This window comes from Bacillus sp. CR71 (genome assembly GCF_003429245.1).
Classification (GTDB): Bacteria; Bacillota; Bacilli; order Bacillales; family Bacillaceae_G; genus Bacillus_A; species Bacillus_A thuringiensis_S.
Genome location: NZ_CP031748.1, coordinates 5,275,860 through 5,295,637, shown reverse-complemented (window position 1 = coordinate 5,295,637; position 19,778 = coordinate 5,275,860). Strand labels below are relative to the sequence as shown.

Below are 19,778 nucleotides of genomic sequence, written 5' to 3'. Positions count from 1 at the left end.
GCCCGGTACAATACCGGACTCACTTTTATCAAGCTGCCTAATCAAATAACCGTGTCTAACTTTTAGGGGTCACTTCATTTCAGCTTGTTGAAATAACTCTTTTTTTATTATGAAATCGTCGAATGAGAATGCTGATAAGCAGAACGACGCACAGCATAGTATATGCGAGGTGCGATAATAGCACCGATAATTGTAAATGCAATATCTTTTACTGCGAACCACATCATAATCATCCAAGCAGCTTTATAACTCATATTACCGCCCATAAAGAGATTGACTGCCCCGTACATGTAAGTAGTACCGATTATATAAGTTAAAATAATTCCTGTGAAAGAGGCAATAGCAAATGTAATGAATGTTGGTCTTTCTTTTTGTTCTACTAGTTTTCCCGATACGTAAGCAACGATAATAAATGCGATAATAAAACCACCAGTAGGATCTAAAAGTGCTCCAAATCCAGCTTTGAAGTTAGCAAAGATTGGTGCGCCGGCTACGCCAACGAGCATATATACAGTCATGGATAAGGCACCAAGTCTACTTCCAAGAAGAAGACCTGCTAAAATTGCGAAAAATGGTTGCATAGATAATGGGATGCCCGCTACTTGCAGGAATGGTGCCCAAGATACAATATTTGCACCAATGGCCATAAGAGCGACGAACATGGCAGCTAATGCTAAATCTAAAACATGAAATCTCCTCATAATGTTAACCTCCTGTTGTTTTTAGGTTAACATTATCGTAGCGAAAATATTTACTTGTTGTCAATCAAAATATTTTGATAAGAAGGCTTTAAATAGTCTCTTAGCAATGTATATGGAATACGAAATTGCGGAATTCCACTTGAATACGGAGCAATTTCATATAAAGGGAAATAAATGACGAGATTGTCTGGCTCTAAAAAGAAGTGAAACTTTTTCATACTCATTACCTTTTCAGTTGCATCAGGAAAATAAATACTTTCATTTTGTTTAATTTGTCTTACAATCTCTGCACGGATTACATCTTTATATTTATCTTTTTGTTGAAATAAATCGTCTAAGTGCAGTAGCTTTTTTTCGTTTAAATCAAATGTATTTGCCTTCCACGTATAAAGACCATGTGCTCCGCCAGTATATTGATAGTAATTCACATATAGGCTAAGAAAAGGTGGTTTGTTTAATGAGACTTTATAATCGACATTTGCTACGTACGGATGAAATGGTGTACTAGATCCTTCTGTCTCTTTATAATATTTTTTTGCTTCTTTTTCTAATTTGTTTTTAAATTTGTCAGTGGATTTTTTGTAATATAAATTGAGCTTATTTTGAAATTTAGAGTCAGAAAAGTTGTGAAAAGAAGGCCTATTTATTTGATATTCTATATAAGGTTTCTTACCTTTTTGCGTTACAGTCTTAACATCGATTGTCAGGTTAGATGCTTTGGCTGTTATTGCACAATTTGGTACAATAGTCAGCAAGGAGAACATAAGCAGTAATATACAAAATTTCTGTTTCATTTAGGTGAAGCCTCCTTATATAAGTGTTATAAGTAGTTTGAAAATAAATAGGTAAAATTATACATTTAATTAAAGTAAGAGAAGGAGGAAGCGATATGGCAAAAACTTTAATGGATTCACTTGGAATTGAGTTGTTAGAGATGACAGAAGAAAAGGTGGTTGCTACGATGCCTGTTGATGAGCGTACGCATCAGCCGTTTGGATTTTTACATGGTGGTGCATCGGTTGCATTAGCAGAAACAGTGGCAAGTGTTGGTTCATACAATTTAATTGATCAAGAAAAATGTATTTGTTTCGGATTAGAAATTAATGCAAACCACATTCGCTCAAAGAAAGATGGAATTGTAACAGCGATTGGGACACCGATACATAGAGGACAATCGACAATGGTTTGGGATGTTCGCATTATTGATGAAAATGATGATTTACTATGTATATCAAGATGTACAGTAGCAATTAAAGAAAAACGTGAAAAGTAAAAAAGAGGCGCTCTTATGAGCAGCCTCTTTTTCTTATAATTAGAACTGGATTTTCTTCTCTAAGAAACCTTTTAGTTCGCTAATTGGCATACGAACTTGTTCCATTGTGTCACGGTCACGTACTGTAACAGCTTTGTCTTCAACTGAGTCGAAGTCGTATGTGATACAGAATGGTGTACCGATTTCGTCTTGACGACGGTAACGTTTACCGATAGAACCAGTTTCATCAAAGTCTACCATGAAGTCTTTAGCTAATTCTGCAAATACTTCAGTAGCACCTTCAGATAGCTTTTTAGATAATGGTAAGATAGCTGCTTTGTATGGTGCTAAAGCAGGGTGGAAACGAAGAACTGTACGAGAATCGTTTTCTAATTGTTCTTCTTCATATGCATCACATAAGAATGCTAATGTTACGCGGTCTGCGCCTAAAGATGGCTCGATGCAGTATGGTACGTAACGCTCATTCGTTTGTGGATCGATATAGTTAAAGTCTTCGTTTGAGTGTTCCATGTGACGTTTTAAGTCGAAGTCTGTACGAGATGCAACGCCCCAAAGTTCGCCCCAACCGAATGGGAATTTGAATTCAATGTCAGTTGTTGCATTACTGTAGTGAGATAACTCTTCTTCACCGTGGTCACGAAGACGCATGCTCTCTTCAGTCATACCAAGTGAAAGTAACCAGTTTTTACAAGTTTCACGCCAGAATGCGAACCACTCTAAATCTTCACCAGGCTTACAGAAGAATTCAAGTTCCATTTGTTCGAATTCACGTGTACGGAATGTGAAGTTACCAGGCGTGATTTCGTTACGGAAACTCTTACCGATTTGGCCAATACCAAATGGAAGCTTTTTACGCATAGAGCGTTGAACGTTTTTGAAGTTTACGAAAATACCTTGTGCTGTTTCAGGACGAAGGAAAATTTCGTTTGTGCTAGACTCTGTAACACCTTGGAATGTTTTGAACATTAAGTTGAACTGACGGATTTCAGTGAATTCTTCACTACCGCAATCAGGACATTTTACTTCATGTTCTTTCATTAAGTCAGCCATTTGGTCGAAAGTAAGACCGTCAACAACCATTTCAATGCCTTTTGCATCTAAAGCATCCTCAATTAATTTGTCAGCACGGTGACGAGCTTTACATTTTTTACAGTCGATCATTGGATCGTTGAAGTTACCAACGTGACCAGAAGCGATCCAAGTTTTAGGGTTCATTAAAATAGCTGCGTCTAAACCAACGTTGTGTGGAGATTCTTGAATGAATTTTTTCCACCAAGCTTTTTTAACGTTATTTTTTAATTCGATTCCAAGTGGACCGTAATCCCAAGTGTTTGCAAGACCACCGTAAATTTCAGAACCAGGGAAAACAAAACCGCGATGTTTCGCTAAGTTTACAACTTGTTCCATTGAATACATAAGAAAATCCTCCTTTTGAAAGTTAACGTATTGGCGATGATATACTCTGATACTTTAGAAACGAGCAGTATATGCTAAAAAGAACATAAAAAAACGCTCATCCCAAGGCTTATTTGCCTAGGGACGAGCGTTTGCCCGCGGTTCCACCCTAGTTGATACACAAAAGGTGCATCCACTTTATCATGTATTGCTCGGGACTGCCGTTTCCTTGCGGCTTCAGGCTTTCACTATCCCTGAATCGCTTTTTATGCAAGTACTTATAAGTCCGTCATCGCTACTTATATTAATAATAATGAACATATTCTAACACGTTCTTTTTTAAATCTCAATAGAGGAACGTGTCTATCTATGATAGAGTCTCGCCTATTTTTTCATTATTTATTCCGTAATTTTGTTTAATATGCTTAATTGCTTCACGCTTACTTAATGGAGCGAGTTCATTGTTTTGCACGTATTCCCAAACTACATCCGGATTTGTTTTTGCATATTCACGAAGGACCCAGCCAATCGCTTTTTGAATGAAAAATTCTTTTGAAGAATGTAGTTGCCCAATAATCCAGAAAAGAAGTTCTTCATCCATCTTTTGTTTATATTTCAGTTGGAATAAAATAGCGGCACGTTGTAACCATATGTTATCTGATGCAATCCATTTTGGAATATACGCAGAAATTAATTCTGGGTGTTTTAAAAAGATAGTACCTAAGAATGTAGGGACGATGCTATCGACAGAGTCCCACCAAGATTTTGTGACAATAAGTTCTTCTAAGAAGGGGATATGAGTTTCGTTTATATGCTTTTTATATTTTTGCATGATATCAAGTGCGGCCGCTTGGAATTCACGTTCTGGTAAGTCCCAAAGCTCGCGTACAATAATTTGGAAGTCTTTTTTATCTGGGAGAGTATGTATTTGAATGACGTCTTTTAATAATTGGCGCCTTTCCGGTGTTTGAATACCTAGAAATGGGAAGTGATTTTTCATATAACGAGTCATAGGTTCTGCTTTTTCAGGATTTTGATGAGCTGTAAAATGCTCTTGTAATGCTTTTACAAATGGATGCATACGTGTTTCTCCTCTCTTATTCTCTTTCTTCTCTTATTATACAAAGAGTTTGGATAAATTTTAAAACATAACTTGCAATGTAATGAAATATGTTGAAAGTAGAGAGGAGAGGATAAGATGGAGGATCAAGGCGTACTAGCAGGTTTCTTTGCTCTTAGTTTTGCGTTTATTCTTGTTGTATTGATTTGGGCAATTATTGCGTATTTATTAACGGCTTTTGCACTGTATACGATGGCGAAAAATGATGGTGCAACGGATGGTGCTCTTGCGTTTATTCCTTTTTTAAATAGTAAGATATGGGGTGATTTAGCAAAAGACAAATTACCGGATTTCTTAAAAGAAGAAGCGGGATGGAAAGTATTCGGCATATATGTCGCATGTTTCATTTTTAACTTCGTACCAATTCTATATTTATTAGCAACAGCTGTATCGATTGTGCTGTCTATTTATCTTATCTACGCAATTTTAGATAGATACGGAACGAATTCTATATTGTTTACGATTATTCATACAATCACATTTTCGGTTTTCTTACCGATTCATTTATTTATTATTCGAAATGAACCGGTGAGATATAAAGAGTAGATTTTTCGTTTCTGTTGATAAGTCGATATATTTTAGATATAAGTAAAAAAGCGCCCTGATTATCAGGGCGCTTTTTCTACTACATAAGGTAGCGTAAATAAATATAAATGTGAGAAATGATTAATGAAACGATCATAATTGGGAAACCGACTTTTAGGAATTCCATGTAACTAAATTTATGTCCTTCGCGGCTCGCGATACCTGCAACGATTACGTTAGCAGAAGCTCCGATTAATGTTCCGTTTCCGCCGAGACAAGCACCTAGTGCTAATGCCCACCATAATACATCGATTTGTGCGTCAGATGGTGATAAGCCTAGCCCAACTGCCATATCGTTAATAAGTGGAATCATTGTTGCGACAAATGGGATGTTATCAATTGTTGCAGAGGCGATACCAGATACCCATAAAATAAGGATGGATGCGTAAGAAATATCTCCGCCTGTTATACCAATTACTTTTTGAGCTAACATTTTGATAAGACCGATATCGATAAGCCCTCCAACAAGTACGAATAGCCCTGCGAAGAAGAAGATTGTTACCCACTCTACGCTTGCAAATACTTCTTCAATTTCATGCTCTTTCACACCAATTAACATAAGTACAGTAGCACCAGTTAAGGCAATGATAGCCGCATCAATATGGAAAATAGAATGAGTCATGAAACCTACAATTGTAAGTCCAAGTACCGTTAAAGATTTTTTCATTAATACTGGATCTTTAATGTATTGTTTTTCATCTAAGCTCATTAATTTTTTGACTTGTACAGGATCGGCAATTAATTGTTTGCGGTACATGAAGTAAAGTATTGTTGCTGTAACTCCAATAATAATAATTACGATTGGTGCTAGATTCAATAGGAAAGCATTGAAGTCTAAATGTTTATTGGCAGAACCAATCATAATGTTAGGTGGATCACCAATTAATGTTGCCGTTCCCCCAATGTTTGAAAAAATAATTTCAGAAAGTAAATAAGGAACAGGATTTACTTGCAGTATGCGCGTAATAGATAAAGTAACTGGAACAACAAGAAGTACAGTTGTAACGTTATCTAAAAATGCGGAGCCAAGCGCAGTAAGTAGGGAAAGGGAAATTAAAATTTTAATTGGATTTCCTTGTGCCCTTTTTGCTGCTTTAATGGCAACGTATTGGAAAACACCTGATTTACTCGTAATGTTCACCAAAATCATCATACCGATGAGTAGCGTAATCGTTCCCCATTCAATATGTTTCGTAAAGGCGTTATGTAAATCGACGACCCCCACAATTACCATGAGTGCTGCACCAAGAAGTGCGATGACAGCGCGATTAATTTTTTCAGAAATAATAATGGCATATGTAATTAAAAAGACTGCGATAGCAAAATAATACTGCCAGTTAGCGAGTTCTTGCGTTGTTTCGTGCAAAAATCTCATCTCCTTTCATTCATTTTTCTTAGTGTGTCAAATATTAACTAGATGAAACACACATAAAGTCATTATAAAGTAGAAAAACTGCGGATGTAAATGAAAGGAGGGATTTTGTCATATTTTCTGCATAGGTCATTTTTTCTTATTTTTTAAAATATTTGTGGGCATTTGACATATATATAAGATACATCCAATCTGAATATTTAAAATGGAATTAGCATTCGAGCTTGTTCGTGTAGGAGTGTCAAATAGAAAGGAATGACAAAAATGATAAGGAAGGGATCGTATGGATGAACAACGATTTTTATTTTTAGACTTTGAGTTTACGATGCCCCAGCATAGAAAAAAACCGAAAGGATTTTTTCCGGAAATTATTGAGGTAGGACTCGTTTCAGTTGCTGGCTGTAAGGTGGAAGATACGTATTCATCACATGTCAGGCCGAAAACATTTCCCTCCTTAACGGATCGATGTAAGAAGTTTTTAGGAATAAAACAAGAAGTCGTGGATAAAGGGATTTCATTTCCTGAACTCGTTAAGAAGCTTGCAGAATACGAAACGAAATGTAAACCGACAATTGTAACGTGGGGAAATATGGATATGAAAGTGCTGAAGCATAATTGTGAAATGGCAGGGATAGCTTTTCCATTCTTCGGGCAGTGTCGTGATTTATCGCTTGAGTATAAGAAGTTTTTTGGGGAAAGAAATCAAACAGGATTATGGAAAGCAATTGAGGCGTACGGAAAAGTAGGGACAGGGAAGCATCATTGTGCGCTTGATGATGCGATGACGACGTACAATATTTTTAAACTAGTAGAAAAAGATAAAGAGTATTTAGTAAAACCAGCACCACCAACATTAGGAGAACTCGTTGATTTTTCAAAAGTGTTAAAGAAAGTGAGCACACAGTAACGACCAAATTGCACATTATGTAATTTGGTCGTTTTGTTTTTTTAGAGTTTGTAGTCCTTCTTTAACTGTTCTAATGTTTCTAGACTACGCTCTGCAAAAGGTGAATCATCTTCAGAAAATGAATTCATTTGAGTTTCTAATGCTAATTTTAGTGACTCGGTATAATCAGGAATTTCTCCTTCATATTTCTTTACCATTTGCTGTGGAATGTTCGTTTGCTCACGAAAAGCTAAAGCGCGTCTTTCATGGAAAAATGGTACGTCAGCTTGTTTTACGTTATGTAAGTCACCTTGCACCGGATGTTTTAAAACAGCTAATACTTTTACGACATAACTACCAGGACGGCTATTTGTAATTTCGCCGATGTATTTTCCTGTTTTATAAATACCAGTAACGATTTCACCAATTTCAAATGTTTCTCTCATATTTTTCACCTCAAGTTTATAGTAAGGAAAGTAGGAGGAGGAGTCAAAGAAATCATTCACTTTCGGAACGCCTCTTGAGAATATGAACTGGTTCAACTATAATTTAAAGATATATAACAGAAAATTCTGATGTTTTTTTGAATCCTATAATTAAGGAGTGTTCGTTATGATGCCTTTATATTTTCCGGAAGATAAAACAGAATATATTATTCCAGGGATTGTGTGCGTTCTATTTATTATCGGTGCTATTGCCACGTGGCGCATGTTTATTCGTATATCAAAAAGAGAAGCAGAGCGATTACAGAAAGTTGAAGAAAAACTATTAGCTGAAAAGAAACAGTAACGCATTTTTGTATGTTTCCCTCTATGCTCGGACAATCTAAGGGCAGAATATATTTTGGAGGGAATGGAATGAAGAAACGGCTTTTTTTCAGTTGTTGTTTATTATTTCTGATGGCAGGTTGTGACCAAGGAAAGCCGAAAGAAATTGAAGTGAAATTACATAATGCTTCAGGAGATGAAGTAGGGACTGCGAAAGTAGTTCAGCAAACAAGTGGAGTGAAAATTACGATTAAAGGGGAAGGTTTCACGCCAGGACCACACGGACTACATGTACATGAAATCGGAGAGTGTAAGGCACCTCGTTTTGAATCATCCGGGAATCATTTTAATCCTGATGATAAAAAACATGGTCTTCTTAATCCGAAGGGTGCAGAAAACGGTGATTTACCGAACGTAATTGCAGACGGTTCTGGAAAGATCAAGGCAGAAATCGACGCGCCGCACATAACGCTTGAAGAAGGAAAAACAACGATTCATAGAAAAGATGGAGCGTCTATTATTATTACAGAAAACGCTGATGATGGTATGACACAACCAACAGGTAAATCAGGTGATCGAATTGCTTGTGGTGTCATTGTAAAAAAAGCATCGGATATGAAGAAAAAGTAAAAGCTACCGTGCATGGTAGCTTTTTTTGTGAAACGTAATTGAAAAGATATGGATAAAGGAGGTTGTCCTAAAATGATTTATGACAGCCTCTTTTCTTATTATGAAAACGTATGACGCAGTCTGTTCAAAATTTCTTCTAAAACAGATCTTGGACAGCCGATGTTAATTCGAATATGTTCTTCCCCACCTAACCCGTATTTCTCACCAGGTTCAACGATGATTTTTCCTTTTTCCTCAAGTAATGCAGTACGCTCGTTTTGAGAAAGCTTTAGACGAGAACAATCAATCCATAATAAAAAGCTACCTTCTGGCTTCGTTACGGAAAGAGCAGGTATGTGAGTTTTGATATATTCATAAGCAAATTGAGCATTATCTTCTATATATAATCGAATTTCGTTTAGCCAATCATTACATTCTGTATAGGCACTTTGCATCGCTGTGTAGGCGAAGATATTTAACCCGTGGAAGCCTTGTCTATATTGTATAGCTGTAAAGGCGTGACGGAGTTTTTCGTTTGGAATGATAATAATCGACGCTTGTAATCCAGCGATATTAAATGTTTTACTTGGAGCCATACAAGTGATAGTGCGTTCTGCTAATTCTTCAGATAAGGAAGCGAACGGTGTATGTGTATGGTCTGCATAAATGATATCGGAATGAATTTCATCCGCGACAACGATTACGTTATATTTAGTACATAACGATCCGAGCTGCACAAGTTCCTCTTTCGTCCAAACGCGTCCGATTGGATTATGAGGGCTACAAAGAAGCATGAGTTTGACGCCTTGCTGAAACTGCTTTTCTAAATGCTCGAAGTCTATCACATATGTATCATTTTGTTTCTGTAATGGACTCACGCATAACTGCCTATTATTTGTTGTGACCATTTCGAAAAATGGAGGATAAATAGGTGGTTGTACGAGAACGGATTCGTTTTCTTTTGTAAAAGCCTGTATGCTCGTACTAAGAGCTGGAACGATCCCTGCACTAAAGACGATCCATTCTTTTTGAATGTCCCAGTCGTATTGTTGTTTTGTCCAGTTACAAATAATATCCCCAATATTTTCAGGGGGAAGTGTGTAGCCAAAAATCGGATGTTCGATCCGTTGTTTTAAGGCAGTTTGAATTGGTTTTGGTACTTCAAAATCCATATCAGCAATCCAAGCATGGATAAGTTCTTCGTTTTTATATGTATCCCATTTTATACTATGCGTTCCACGTCGATTGATTGCTTTATGAAATAGTTGCATAAGTTTGCCCCCTTCTTCTGTAAAACCAATAAGTTATGAAAGTTCTCTCTCTTCTTATAGAATAGCTGATGTGATAGGATAAAGAAAAGTATTAAAAAGTGAAAAGGCGGGAAGCGAATGGGTACATATGAAAAGATGATAGAGGTTGTGAAGAATTGGGATCCGTTTCAAATGGGACCGGAGTTTTATGAAACAGAAGCGAGCGATGTTGTGAACGTCATAAGTGTGTTTGATGATCCAAAATACATCGCAAAGAAGATTCAACATATATACTTTATGTCTTTTGAGGAAGTACCTGCGCTTGAAAAATGTGAGAAGTTAGCTGTGGAATTACTTGTAATAAAAGAAGGCGGAAGTTGTTCATTATAGGCTGTCGGAATTTCCGACAGCCTTTTTTATATTATCCCGCTATTTGCTTGGTAGTAAGACCCCACCTCAAAATTCAGCGGAAGCAAAGAAGTTAGGTGGGGACTGATTAAAGTTTCACTTTATTGCGCAGAAAAAGCGATAATTTCTTCATAAACATGTTTAGGCTTTTCTTCAGGTAGTAAATGTCCTGTATTTTCGTAAGAAATAAATTTTGAATTCGGTAAATCTTTGTGTAGACGATGACCTACATGTACAGGGACGACGCGGTCTTTTTCACCCCAAATGAGCAAGATAGGTGTTTCGATTTTTTGTAATTCAGTTGAAGATAAGTCACCTTCACGGTCTCGTATCATGCGAGTTAAAGCGGGAAATATACGGTCGTCATAAAAAGGAGCGGAGTAACCTTTTTTCATTTCATCGTCAATTAATGAGTGATCATGAACGACATTCATTAAGTTATGAACAATACCGCGTCTAATAATCCAGTTCTTTACGTATAAATGAAAGAACGGTAAATAAGAAGAGTATAGTAAAGGTAAGGTTGCGCGTGCTAAATAGCTAGAGCTGCATAGTAAAATCGTTTTTGAAATGAGTTCAGGACGTATACGGTTTACATAGAGAGAAATTTGCCCACCCATAGAGTGCCCAACTAATACAATGTTTGAGAGAGATAAATGTTCAATTAAATCAATAATAATCGTTGCTAAATTGTGATAAGAATACTTAAACAGATGAGACTTATCACTTTTTCCGAACGGTGGTAAATCAAGAGCAATCACTGTTCCTGCTTTCGATAGTAAGGGAATGAGACGACGGTAACTAAATGAGGAAGATAAAAAGCCGTGAACGAGTACGAAAGTAGGACGTTCTGTTTTGTTATCGTGTTCATACAATTCGTAATGAATAGTAGTGCCGCGAGTGGAAAAAGTGAAATAAGGACAAGTATATTCGTGATTCATTTTTTGTCACTCCATTGATTTTTGTTCATATCATCTCCAAGGAAGAAGAAAATATGTTAACAAAAAAAGGCAAGATGACGATGTCATCTTGCCTTTCGTTTATTCAGTATTACCCGCGAACAATATTAGGCGGTGTTTTTCCTTGTAATCCTGCAACTAAATTTTCAGCGGCGGTCATAGCCATTTGCTGTCTAGTTTTTAATGTTGCAGATCCGATGTGTGGTAAAGTCACAACATTTTGTAATGATAAGAGTGGATTATCTTTTTGAATCGGCTCTTGTGTAAATGTATCGATACCTGCTGCAAAGATTTTCTTTTCTGTTAAAGCATGGATTAACGCTTCTTCATCTACTGTTTTCCCGCGAGAAGCATTAATGAAGATTGCTGTTTCTTTCATTAATGAAAATTCCTTTTCTCCGATAAGGTGATATGTTTCATCTGTTAATGGAGTAAGAAGAACAATAAAGTCAGACTGCTCCAGTAGCGTCTGTAAATCACAATATGTAGCATCGAATTTTTGTTCAGCTTCTTCTTTACGACGGCGGTTATAGTAAAGAACATTCATATCAAATCCGAATTTTGCTCGTTTTGCAACGGCTTCTCCAATTCGGCCCATACCGATAATACCAATTGTGCTATGGTGTACATCTAGTCCGAAGTGTTCTTTTCCAATTTCAGCGTTCCATTCACCATTTTTCACATAAGAATCGAGTTCGCAAACACGGCGCCCAGCAGATAACATAAGGGCGAAAACGAGATCAGCTACTGTATCATCTAATACGTATGGTGTATTCGTTCCGATAACATTTCGGTTTTTCATCGCTTGTAAATCAAAATTATCGTAACCGACAGAAATGTTGCTCACTACTTTTAAGTTAGGAGCCACTGTCAGTAATTCTTCATTAATAGCAGATCCGAAATTTAATAACCCATCTTTATCTTGTATTTTTTCTAATAGAACATCACGGGGTACTTTCTCATTTTGATCCCATTTTTCATAATCACAGTGTTCTGATAAATAGTTTTCTACAAATGTTGGAACTGGTTCAGCAATATAAACTTTTGGTTTCACGATTCCATCCCCTTTCGCTTTATCACGCATTTTTCCACTGATTAAAGTTTCACTTTACCCCGCATTAACGGACAGTAAGTCTCCCACCTCAAAAAGCAGCTCAAGCAAAGAGGTTAGGTGGGAGAGCAACTGTCCGTAAAAGCCCGATTGGTGTGGGCTGATAATCAGTGGGGTGAAGCATTTCGCTGATTAAAGTTTCACTTTATTTTGACATAATTCAATAGAAAAATCTTCTTTTCAAACTGGAAAGGGTATTTGTATAATTTAAACACAAACGAAAAGGAAGGATGATTTATATGGTGACAGAAAAAGAATTAGAATTATTAGCTTGTCTTGAAAAGAGTAGTCGATTATCTGTAGATACATTAGCGAAGCTGTTAAATATAGAGGTAGAAGAAGTAAAGAAGATGGTTGCGAGGTTAGAAAATGAAAAGATTATTGTGGATTATGTAACACATATTGATTGGACGAAGGTGAAAGAACATACAGGTTTAACGGCAATGATCGATGTGAAAGTTACGCCAAAGCATGGCGTTGGGTTTGATGCGGTTGCTGAACAAATTTATCGTTATTCAGAAGTGAAATCCGTTTATTTAATGTCAGGGACATATGATCTTTCTATTACATTAGAAGGGAAAACGATGGGAGAAGTAGCGATGTTTGTTTCTGAGAAATTAGCAACAATTGAATCTGTTGTTTCTACAACTACTCATTTCATTTTGAAGAAGTATAAACATGAGGGCGTTATTTATGAAAAAGACGATGATGATAAGCGAATTGTGGTGACACCATGAAGCAATTTGAACTATCTAGATCAGCAGAATCTTTAAAACCATCTGGTATTCGAAAATTTTTTGATTTAGCAGCAAATATGAAAGGTGTTATTTCCCTCGGGGTAGGAGAGCCGGATTTTGTTACACCTTGGAATGTAAGGCAAGCATGTATTCGTTCTTTGGAACAAGGGTATACGTCATATACAGCAAATGCAGGATTATTGGAGCTCCGTCAAGAAATAGCAAAGTATCTAAAAAAACAATTTGCAGTATCTTATGATCCAAGTGATGAAATCATTGTTACAGTTGGAGCGAGCCAGGCGTTAGATGTAGCGATGCGCGCCATTATAAATCCTGATGATGAAGTGCTCATTATTGAACCGAGCTTCGTTTCTTATGCACCACTTGTGACATTAGCTGGAGGAGTTCCGGTTCCTGTGGCGACTACGTTAGAAAACGAGTTTAAAGTACAACCAGAACAAATTGAAGCAGCTATTACAGCGAAAACAAAGGCAATTTTGCTTTGTTCACCAAATAACCCGACAGGTGCAATGCTAAATAAATCCGAGCTTGAAGAAATAGCAGTGATTGTTGAGAAGTACAATCTAATCGTATTATCTGATGAAATTTATGCAGAACTTGTATACGACGAAGTATATACAAGTTTCGCGAGTATTAAAAATATGCGTGAGCATACGATTTTAATTTCAGGATTTTCAAAAGGATTTGCGATGACAGGATGGCGCCTCGGTATGATTGCAGCTCCTGTTCAATTTTCAGAATTAATGCTCAAAATCCATCAGTATTCAATGATGTGTGCACCGACGATGTCTCAGTTTGCAGCACTTGAGGCGTTACGCGCAGGGAACGATGAAGTAATTCGAATGAGAGATAGCTATAAGAAGCGTCGTAACTTCATGACGACATCTTTCAATGAAATGGGCTTAACGTGTCATGTGCCGGGCGGAGCATTTTATGTTTTTCCTGCTATATCTTCAACCGGATTATCTTCAGCGGAATTTGCAGAACAGTTATTGTTGGAAGAGAAAGTGGCCGTTGTCCCTGGTAGCGTATTTGGCGAAAGTGGTGAAGGATTTATTCGTTGTTCATATGCAACGTCGCTTGAACAACTTATGGAAGCGATGAAGAGAATGGAACGGTTTGTAGAAAATAAAAAAAGGACAAAACGTAATACGTTTTGTCCATAAAAGGGGGGGAATACTAGAAAGCCATGTGTTAGTAGTCTATCCCAATATTGGAGAATTATACTTCTTTAAGGGAAATTTTTCATGAATTTTGAATGAGTTCTGTCATAGTGGTATAATTTACTAATATAAGGTATACGCATTCTAGATAACGTTATCTAGAATGCGTACTAACCAATCGGATATTTAAAATAAATATATCTGCTTTGCTCTTTATAATTGTAGAGAGAATGGTAAACGTATGGGAGTGTTTCATATGTCAGAACAATATACAACAGGAGTGGTTGTAACAGGGAAAGTGACTGGAATTCAAGATTACGGTGCATTTGTAGCGTTAGATGCAGAAACACAAGGACTTGTGCATATATCTGAAATTACAAATGGATATGTAAAGGATATTCATGACTTTTTAAAAGTCGGCGATACAGTAGAAGTAAAGGTACTTTCAATTGATGAAGAGCACAGAAAAATGAGTTTATCGTTAAAAGCGGCGAAAAGAAAACAAGGAAGGATTCTTATACCGAACCCATCTGAAAACGGATTTAATACGCTGCGAGAAAAGTTGGCAGAATGGATTGAAGAGTCCGAGTTAACAAAGTAAAAGAGGAACGCATATGAGCGTTCCTCTTTTACTTTATCTTATGATATATATTTGCAAATATGATTGCATGCAATCATATTCGTATGTCGGAGGTGAAAGGACATACTGACTATCGAATTTCGTTTGTTTCTGGGTGTGTACCAAGATTTTCAGATGGTTTAAACAGTAAACCAAGATTGATAAGCCCAGATATACCAACGATGCCGTAAATAATACGTGCAAGAGCTGAATTTTGTCCACCGAAAATGGCTGCTACTAAGTCAAACTGGAAAAATCCGATTAGTCCCCAGTTCACAGCGCCAATTACAGTAAAGACTAATGCGATACGTTGCAAAGTACTCATGAAAAAGCCCCCCTTAATTGTGAAGCATGAGCAAGCGATGAGTTAATTAACTCTTTTATAGAATGGGGTAGTTATGTTGTTTTTATACATAAAAAATGTTCGAAAGATGATGTATATACATCTATACCGAAAAATACGAATTTTTATGCAAAAAATGAACTTTTTCTAAAAAATATATATTGGTTACGTTTACAATGGTTGAATCGCTTGATTTACAACTTCAGTTTCGCTAAAGTGAATACAGAAATACATATCCATAATTGGAGGGAAAAAGATGAGTACACATGTAACGTTCGACTATTCTAAAGCGTTATCCTTCATCGGTGAACATGAAATCACTTATTTACGTGATGCAGTGAAAGTAACACATCACGCAATCCACGAAAAAACTGGAGCTGGGAACGATTTCCTTGGGTGGGTAGACCTTCCGCTTCAATATGACAAAGAAGAATTCGCTCGCATTCAAAAATGCGCAGAAAAAATTAAAAATGACTCTGACATTTTACTTGTTGTAGGTATTGGTGGTTCTTACTTAGGGGCACGCGCAGCAATCGAAATGTTAAACCATTCTTTCTACAACACGCTTTCTAAAGAACAACGTAAAACTCCACAAGTGCTATTTGTTGGACAAAACATTAGCTCCACTTACATGAAAGATTTAATGGACGTATTAGAAGGTAAAGACTTCTCTATTAACGTTATTTCCAAATCAGGTACAACAACAGAGCCAGCACTAGCATTCCGTATCTTCCGTAAGTTATTAGAAGAAAAGTATGGAAAAGAAGAAGCTCGCAAACGTATTTATGCAACTACAGATAAAGCACGTGGTGCATTAAAAACACTAGCTGATAACGAAGGTTACGAAACATTTGTTATTCCAGATGATGTTGGAGGACGTTTCTCTGTATTAACGCCAGTTGGTTTATTACCAATCGCAGTAAGTGGCTTAAATATTGAAGAGATGATGAAAGGTGCAGCTGCTGGTCATGATGACTTCGGAACGTCAGAACTAGAAGAAAACCCAGCTTACCAATATGCAGTAGTTCGTAACGCTTTATACAATAAAGGAAAAACAATTGAAATGCTTGTTAACTATGAGCCAGCACTTCAATACTTCGCTGAGTGGTGGAAACAGTTATTTGGTGAAAGTGAAGGAAAAGATCAAAAAGGTATTTTCCCATCTTCAGCAAACTTCTCAACTGACTTACACTCATTAGGTCAATACGTTCAAGAAGGTCGTCGTGACTTATTTGAAACAGTTCTTAAAGTAGGTAAATCTACACATGAACTAACAATCGAATCAGAAGAAAACGATTTAGACGGATTAAATTACCTTGCTGGTGAAACTGTAGACTTTGTAAACACAAAAGCATACGAAGGTACATTACTTGCACATAGCGACGGGGGAGTACCAAACTTAATCGTCAATATTCCTGAATTAAATGAGTACACATTCGGTTACCTTGTATACTTCTTCGAAAAAGCATGTGCGATGAGCGGCTACTTACTAGGGGTAAATCCATTTGACCAACCTGGCGTAGAAGCATACAAGAAGAACATGTTTGCTTTACTTGGTAAACCAGGATTTGAAGAATTAAAAGCAGAATTAGAAGAGCGTTTAAAATAATAAAAAGCGACCGGAATCCGGTCGCTTTTTATTATTTTATCGAAAAGTCCATCAGTATATTCAAGCTAGAGTGGGTATGCTAAAGGAAAAGTCTTGGAGGGATGGACTTGATTCCAATTCAATCAAATTTAGAAGGACGTACATATGCGCTATTTAAGTTAGAAGAGATTATGAAACCACTTGGATATAGCATTGGTGGTAATTGGGATTATGATAAAGGATGCTTCGATTACAAAATCGATGAAGAAGATGGGTATCAATTTTTACGAGTGCCGTTTACAGCAGTAGATGGTGAACTGGATGTACCTGGTGTAGTAGTCCGTCTTGAAACGCCGTATATTCTTTCGCACGTATATCAAGACGAACTAGATGATAATGTGAATACTTTAACCGCTGGAACGAGTGGGATGGATCAATTTGCTGAACCGAAAGATCCAGATGGAGATGTAAAAAGAAAATATATCAATATTGGGAAAGTGCTCATGCAAGAACTAGAGCGTCATTTTATTAATGGTGAATAACAATGAGTATGTCGCTTTCGATAAGAATGAAGGTATGGACTGGATTAATCATATATTGATCATCACGCTTTATACCTAGTAAGAGAATGTTTTGTTTTAGAAGGGTATAGCTACAATTTGCAAAGGTTTGTCCGGTGCAGGACGGAGAAAGCTCCATCAGTTGTAATTTGTTATCAGAGATTTCATCGTAAAGTGAGAATAGTACACCTGAAATAGAAGGGAATAAAAGAGAAGCGGTAAATACATAACTCGTTAATTTATTTCCTTCTATAATTTCTGACGCGCCCGCTCTCGTTGCATTTTGAATTTGTTCAGTAGTAAGTAGTTCGGCGATGCAGTGAATGTTTGGATTGAGTCCTTTCGCAGTTAAAATATTTAAAATGGACTGTGTATCTGCTAAGCTTTCGTTCTTTTCTTTATCCGCTGTTATTAATATGGTGTGTGCCGTTGCAATATTAGCCTTTAATAAAGTTTGATCGTGATGCGGACAACCTTTTATAAATTCTAAATGATGAAAGGGTTTTGGGAGTAAAGAAAGTGTTTCATCAATTAAAACGATATCAAGGTTTGGTTGTAGTACATGCATTTGCTTTACAACATGTTTTGCACGCTCATTCCAGCCAACGATAATCATATGACCGTTAGAGGTAGCGGCTTCTTCACCTTTAACTTTCATGTATTGTTTACTAATCATCTCAGTAGCGAATAGAACCATATAATAAGAACAAAAGCCAGTTCCTAATAAAATAATACTTATACCTATTAGTTTTCCTATCGTTGTATGGGGAGCAAAGTCGCCATATCCAACTGTAAAAATGGTAACAATTGACCACCAAATTCCGTCAAACCATGTAGTGAAATGAGAGGGTTCTAATCTATGTATAAGAAAACCAGAAAAAGCAGTGAGTACAATAATAAAACAAATTAAACGAAAAATAATGGAATCACGAAATGTATCTACTAAATTCGGACGGGATTTCAATAGTAAATTCCTCCTTGTTTTGCAGGACTACATTCATTGTTACCATTATAGAAAAAAGAAAAACTCTCTAATTAAAGAGAGTTTATTTTATGCTACATACTTTCCACTTCAGTTTGTTGGACACTTTCAAGATGCTGGAGAGTATAGTAAACATCAGCGGTATGTCTTTTTTGATCAATGGACAGTTTAAGATGTAAATAGTGAGAACCGTTTTCTAACGTTTTAAGCTTCATATTTTTAACGTTTATATCCATTTCTTTTATCTCCTCGATTACAACCGGGATATTGTCCATATTTCGCACAACAAGTTTCACTGCAATATCACGTTGACGAAATGATCTAGGACCTACAAACTTCATTGTCAATGGTATAAGTTCGACACTAATCATAAGAAAACACATTCCGAAAATTGCCTCGATATAGAAACCAGCTCCAACGGCAATACCAATACCAGAAGCACCCCAAATCATAGCGGCAGTCGTGAGTCCTGCAATGCTATCGTTGCCTCTTCTTAAAATTACGCCAGCACCTAAAAAACCAATTCCTGATACAATTTGAGCGGCAAGTCGAAGTGGATCCATATTCATATGATCGGTATGTGGTAAGTTATAAGCTGCTTTAATAGAAACAATCGTTAGGAGGCAACTAATAATAGAAATAACTAAACACGTTTTTAAACCAAGTGGTTTCCGTTTTAATTCGCGTTCTAAACCAATGGCAAATCCTAAAATAGCCGAGAGACCTAGTTTGATTAATAAATCGGTATAGTCCATATATATTCCTCCTTGTATGATATGGTATATGAATAAAACGCTTATTATAGAAAGAAACGTTTTTTGATAGAGTAACTTTATATAAAATATATGTAGGAATTAATCATACATGAAAGAGATATTTCGTTTAAGTATATGATATTAAAAAAGAAATGTGGGCAGTTTTTAAAAAAGTGTATAAAAGGTGTTGCATTTCATTTTTCACCATGATATATTAATAACCGTCGCTGATGCGGAAACGCAGAAAACGACAAAAAAGAAATTGAAAAACTTAGTTGACATCGAAAAACGAAGATGTTAACATAAGGAAGTCGCAAATGAGCGACCAAGTAGTTCTTTGAAAACTGAACGAAACAAACAACGTGAAACGTCAATTTTTATTTTTAGATGCTAGACAAACTAACTTTATTGGAGAGTTTGATCCTGGCTCAGGATGAACGCTGGCGGCGTGCCTAATACATGCAAGTCGAGCGAATGGATTAAGAGCTTGCTCTTATGAAGTTAGCGGCGGACGGGTGAGTAACACGTGGGTAACCTGCCCATAAGACTGGGATAACTCCGGGAAACCGGGGCT

The 19,778-nt window shown here is 36.7% G+C and carries 23 protein-coding genes; 11 read left to right on the top strand and 12 right to left on the bottom strand.

Annotated features, from left to right (window positions below; translation table 11 throughout):
* Positions 1 to 107: 107 nt before the first annotated feature.
* Together DOS87_RS26830 and DOS87_RS26825 are read right to left on the bottom strand one after the other, a co-directional pair.
* A complete protein-coding gene (locus DOS87_RS26830) occupies positions 108 to 701 on the bottom strand; it encodes a biotin transporter BioY (RefSeq protein WP_001252163.1) in 594 nt (197 codons plus the stop codon).
* Positions 702 to 751: 50 nt separating this feature from the next.
* Positions 752 to 1,495, bottom strand: a complete 744-nt coding sequence (locus tag DOS87_RS26825; protein ID WP_000810328.1) for a DUF3298 and DUF4163 domain-containing protein — start codon at positions 1,493 to 1,495, stop codon at positions 752 to 754.
* A 95-nt stretch (positions 1,496 to 1,590) separates the two neighbouring features.
* Between DOS87_RS26825 and DOS87_RS26820 the strand changes: the two genes are divergently transcribed.
* Positions 1,591 to 1,974, top strand: a complete 384-nt coding sequence (locus tag DOS87_RS26820; RefSeq protein WP_001140616.1) for a hotdog fold thioesterase — start codon at positions 1,591 to 1,593, stop codon at positions 1,972 to 1,974.
* Between the two features lie 39 nt (positions 1,975 to 2,013).
* On the opposite strand, the gene DOS87_RS26815 is transcribed toward DOS87_RS26820, so the two are convergent.
* Together DOS87_RS26815 and DOS87_RS26810 are read right to left on the bottom strand one after the other, a co-directional pair.
* Positions 2,014 to 3,390, bottom strand: a complete 1,377-nt coding sequence (locus tag DOS87_RS26815; protein WP_000287148.1) for a glycine--tRNA ligase — start codon at positions 3,388 to 3,390, stop codon at positions 2,014 to 2,016.
* Between the two features lie 346 nt (positions 3,391 to 3,736).
* Positions 3,737 to 4,450, bottom strand: coding sequence for a DNA alkylation repair protein (locus DOS87_RS26810; RefSeq protein ID WP_000553316.1), 714 nt, complete (start codon positions 4,448 to 4,450; stop codon positions 3,737 to 3,739).
* 117 nt (positions 4,451 to 4,567) lie between these two features.
* Here DOS87_RS26810 and DOS87_RS26805 point away from each other — a divergent pair, with 117 nt between their 5' ends.
* Complete coding sequence (locus DOS87_RS26805; RefSeq protein ID WP_000390065.1) at positions 4,568 to 5,035, top strand: hypothetical protein; 468 nt, start codon at positions 4,568 to 4,570, stop codon at positions 5,033 to 5,035.
* A 79-nt stretch (positions 5,036 to 5,114) separates the two neighbouring features.
* Here DOS87_RS26805 and DOS87_RS26800 read toward each other — a convergent pair whose 3' ends face one another.
* A complete protein-coding gene (locus DOS87_RS26800; RefSeq protein WP_000545235.1) occupies positions 5,115 to 6,440 on the bottom strand; it encodes an ArsB/NhaD family transporter in 1,326 nt (441 codons plus the stop codon).
* Between the two features lie 289 nt (positions 6,441 to 6,729).
* On the opposite strand from DOS87_RS26800, the gene kapD reads away from it, so the two are divergent.
* Positions 6,730 to 7,353, top strand: coding sequence for a 3'-5' exonuclease KapD (kapD, locus tag DOS87_RS26795; RefSeq protein WP_000344356.1), 624 nt, complete (start codon positions 6,730 to 6,732; stop codon positions 7,351 to 7,353).
* A gap of 41 nt (positions 7,354 to 7,394) precedes the next feature.
* Here the strand turns inward: kapD and DOS87_RS26790 are convergent, their stop codons facing one another.
* Complete coding sequence (locus tag DOS87_RS26790; protein WP_001209326.1) at positions 7,395 to 7,778, bottom strand: kinase-associated lipoprotein KapB; 384 nt, start codon at positions 7,776 to 7,778, stop codon at positions 7,395 to 7,397.
* A gap of 166 nt (positions 7,779 to 7,944) precedes the next feature.
* Here DOS87_RS26790 and DOS87_RS26785 point away from each other — a divergent pair, with 166 nt between their 5' ends.
* The gene (locus DOS87_RS26785; RefSeq protein WP_000982756.1) at positions 7,945 to 8,121 is read left to right on the top strand and encodes a hypothetical protein; all 177 of its coding nucleotides are present in this window, start codon (positions 7,945 to 7,947) and stop codon (positions 8,119 to 8,121) included.
* Positions 8,122 to 8,189: 68 nt separating this feature from the next.
* Positions 8,190 to 8,729, top strand: a complete 540-nt coding sequence (sodC, locus tag DOS87_RS26780; protein ID WP_000746518.1) for a superoxide dismutase [Cu-Zn] — start codon at positions 8,190 to 8,192, stop codon at positions 8,727 to 8,729.
* Between the two features lie 98 nt (positions 8,730 to 8,827).
* Here the strand turns inward: sodC and DOS87_RS26775 are convergent, their stop codons facing one another.
* Positions 8,828 to 9,979 (bottom strand): MalY/PatB family protein, encoded by a 1,152-nt coding sequence (locus DOS87_RS26775; protein ID WP_001175811.1) that lies wholly within the window; start codon positions 9,977 to 9,979, stop codon positions 8,828 to 8,830.
* Positions 9,980 to 10,096: 117 nt separating this feature from the next.
* On the opposite strand from DOS87_RS26775, the gene DOS87_RS26770 reads away from it, so the two are divergent.
* Positions 10,097 to 10,348, top strand: coding sequence for a YugE family protein (locus DOS87_RS26770; protein WP_000537641.1), 252 nt, complete (start codon positions 10,097 to 10,099; stop codon positions 10,346 to 10,348).
* A gap of 119 nt (positions 10,349 to 10,467) precedes the next feature.
* Here DOS87_RS26770 and DOS87_RS26765 read toward each other — a convergent pair whose 3' ends face one another.
* Together DOS87_RS26765 and DOS87_RS26760 are read right to left on the bottom strand one after the other, a co-directional pair.
* Positions 10,468 to 11,307 (bottom strand): alpha/beta fold hydrolase, encoded by an 840-nt coding sequence (locus tag DOS87_RS26765; protein ID WP_001015203.1) that lies wholly within the window; start codon positions 11,305 to 11,307, stop codon positions 10,468 to 10,470.
* Between the two features lie 109 nt (positions 11,308 to 11,416).
* On the bottom strand, positions 11,417 to 12,409 hold the full coding sequence (locus DOS87_RS26760; protein WP_001205003.1) for a 2-hydroxyacid dehydrogenase: 993 nt from the start codon (positions 12,407 to 12,409) through the stop codon (positions 11,417 to 11,419).
* 266 nt (positions 12,410 to 12,675) lie between these two features.
* Between DOS87_RS26760 and DOS87_RS26755 the strand changes: the two genes are divergently transcribed.
* The 3 genes from DOS87_RS26755 (at position 12,676) to yugI (ending at position 14,958) form a co-directional block, all read left to right on the top strand.
* Entirely contained in the window at positions 12,676 to 13,173 is a 498-nt protein-coding gene (locus DOS87_RS26755) for an Lrp/AsnC family transcriptional regulator (RefSeq protein ID WP_000255696.1), read from the top strand.
* A complete protein-coding gene (locus DOS87_RS26750) occupies positions 13,170 to 14,360 on the top strand; it encodes an aminotransferase (RefSeq protein WP_000808529.1) in 1,191 nt (396 codons plus the stop codon). Before DOS87_RS26755 ends, DOS87_RS26750 begins: the two co-directional genes overlap by 4 nt.
* Before the next feature lie 253 nt (positions 14,361 to 14,613).
* Positions 14,614 to 14,958, top strand: a complete 345-nt coding sequence (gene yugI / locus DOS87_RS26745; protein WP_000003764.1) for a S1 domain-containing post-transcriptional regulator GSP13 — start codon at positions 14,614 to 14,616, stop codon at positions 14,956 to 14,958.
* 109 nt (positions 14,959 to 15,067) lie between these two features.
* Here yugI and DOS87_RS26740 read toward each other — a convergent pair whose 3' ends face one another.
* Positions 15,068 to 15,301, bottom strand: a complete 234-nt coding sequence (locus DOS87_RS26740) for a DUF378 domain-containing protein (RefSeq protein WP_000105788.1) — start codon at positions 15,299 to 15,301, stop codon at positions 15,068 to 15,070.
* A gap of 274 nt (positions 15,302 to 15,575) precedes the next feature.
* Here DOS87_RS26740 and DOS87_RS26735 point away from each other — a divergent pair, with 274 nt between their 5' ends.
* Together DOS87_RS26735 and DOS87_RS26730 are read left to right on the top strand one after the other, a co-directional pair.
* Positions 15,576 to 16,928 carry a glucose-6-phosphate isomerase gene (locus DOS87_RS26735; RefSeq protein WP_000103654.1) on the top strand — a complete coding sequence of 451 codons (1,353 nt, stop codon included), beginning with the start codon at positions 15,576 to 15,578 and terminating at the stop codon, positions 16,926 to 16,928.
* A gap of 107 nt (positions 16,929 to 17,035) precedes the next feature.
* Positions 17,036 to 17,449, top strand: coding sequence for a YugN-like family protein (locus tag DOS87_RS26730; RefSeq protein ID WP_000612326.1), 414 nt, complete (start codon positions 17,036 to 17,038; stop codon positions 17,447 to 17,449).
* On the opposite strand, the gene DOS87_RS26725 is transcribed toward DOS87_RS26730, so the two are convergent.
* Positions 17,436 to 18,431 (bottom strand): potassium channel family protein, encoded by a 996-nt coding sequence (locus tag DOS87_RS26725; RefSeq protein WP_000842324.1) that lies wholly within the window; start codon positions 18,429 to 18,431, stop codon positions 17,436 to 17,438. The two genes, DOS87_RS26730 and DOS87_RS26725, sit on opposite strands and share 14 nt — an antisense overlap.
* Positions 18,432 to 18,523: 92 nt before the next feature.
* Positions 18,524 to 19,204: an MgtC/SapB family protein gene (locus DOS87_RS26720; RefSeq protein ID WP_000386682.1), complete on the bottom strand. Its 681-nt coding sequence runs from the start codon at positions 19,202 to 19,204 to the stop codon at positions 18,524 to 18,526.
* Between the last annotated feature and the right edge of the window lie 574 nt (positions 19,205 to 19,778).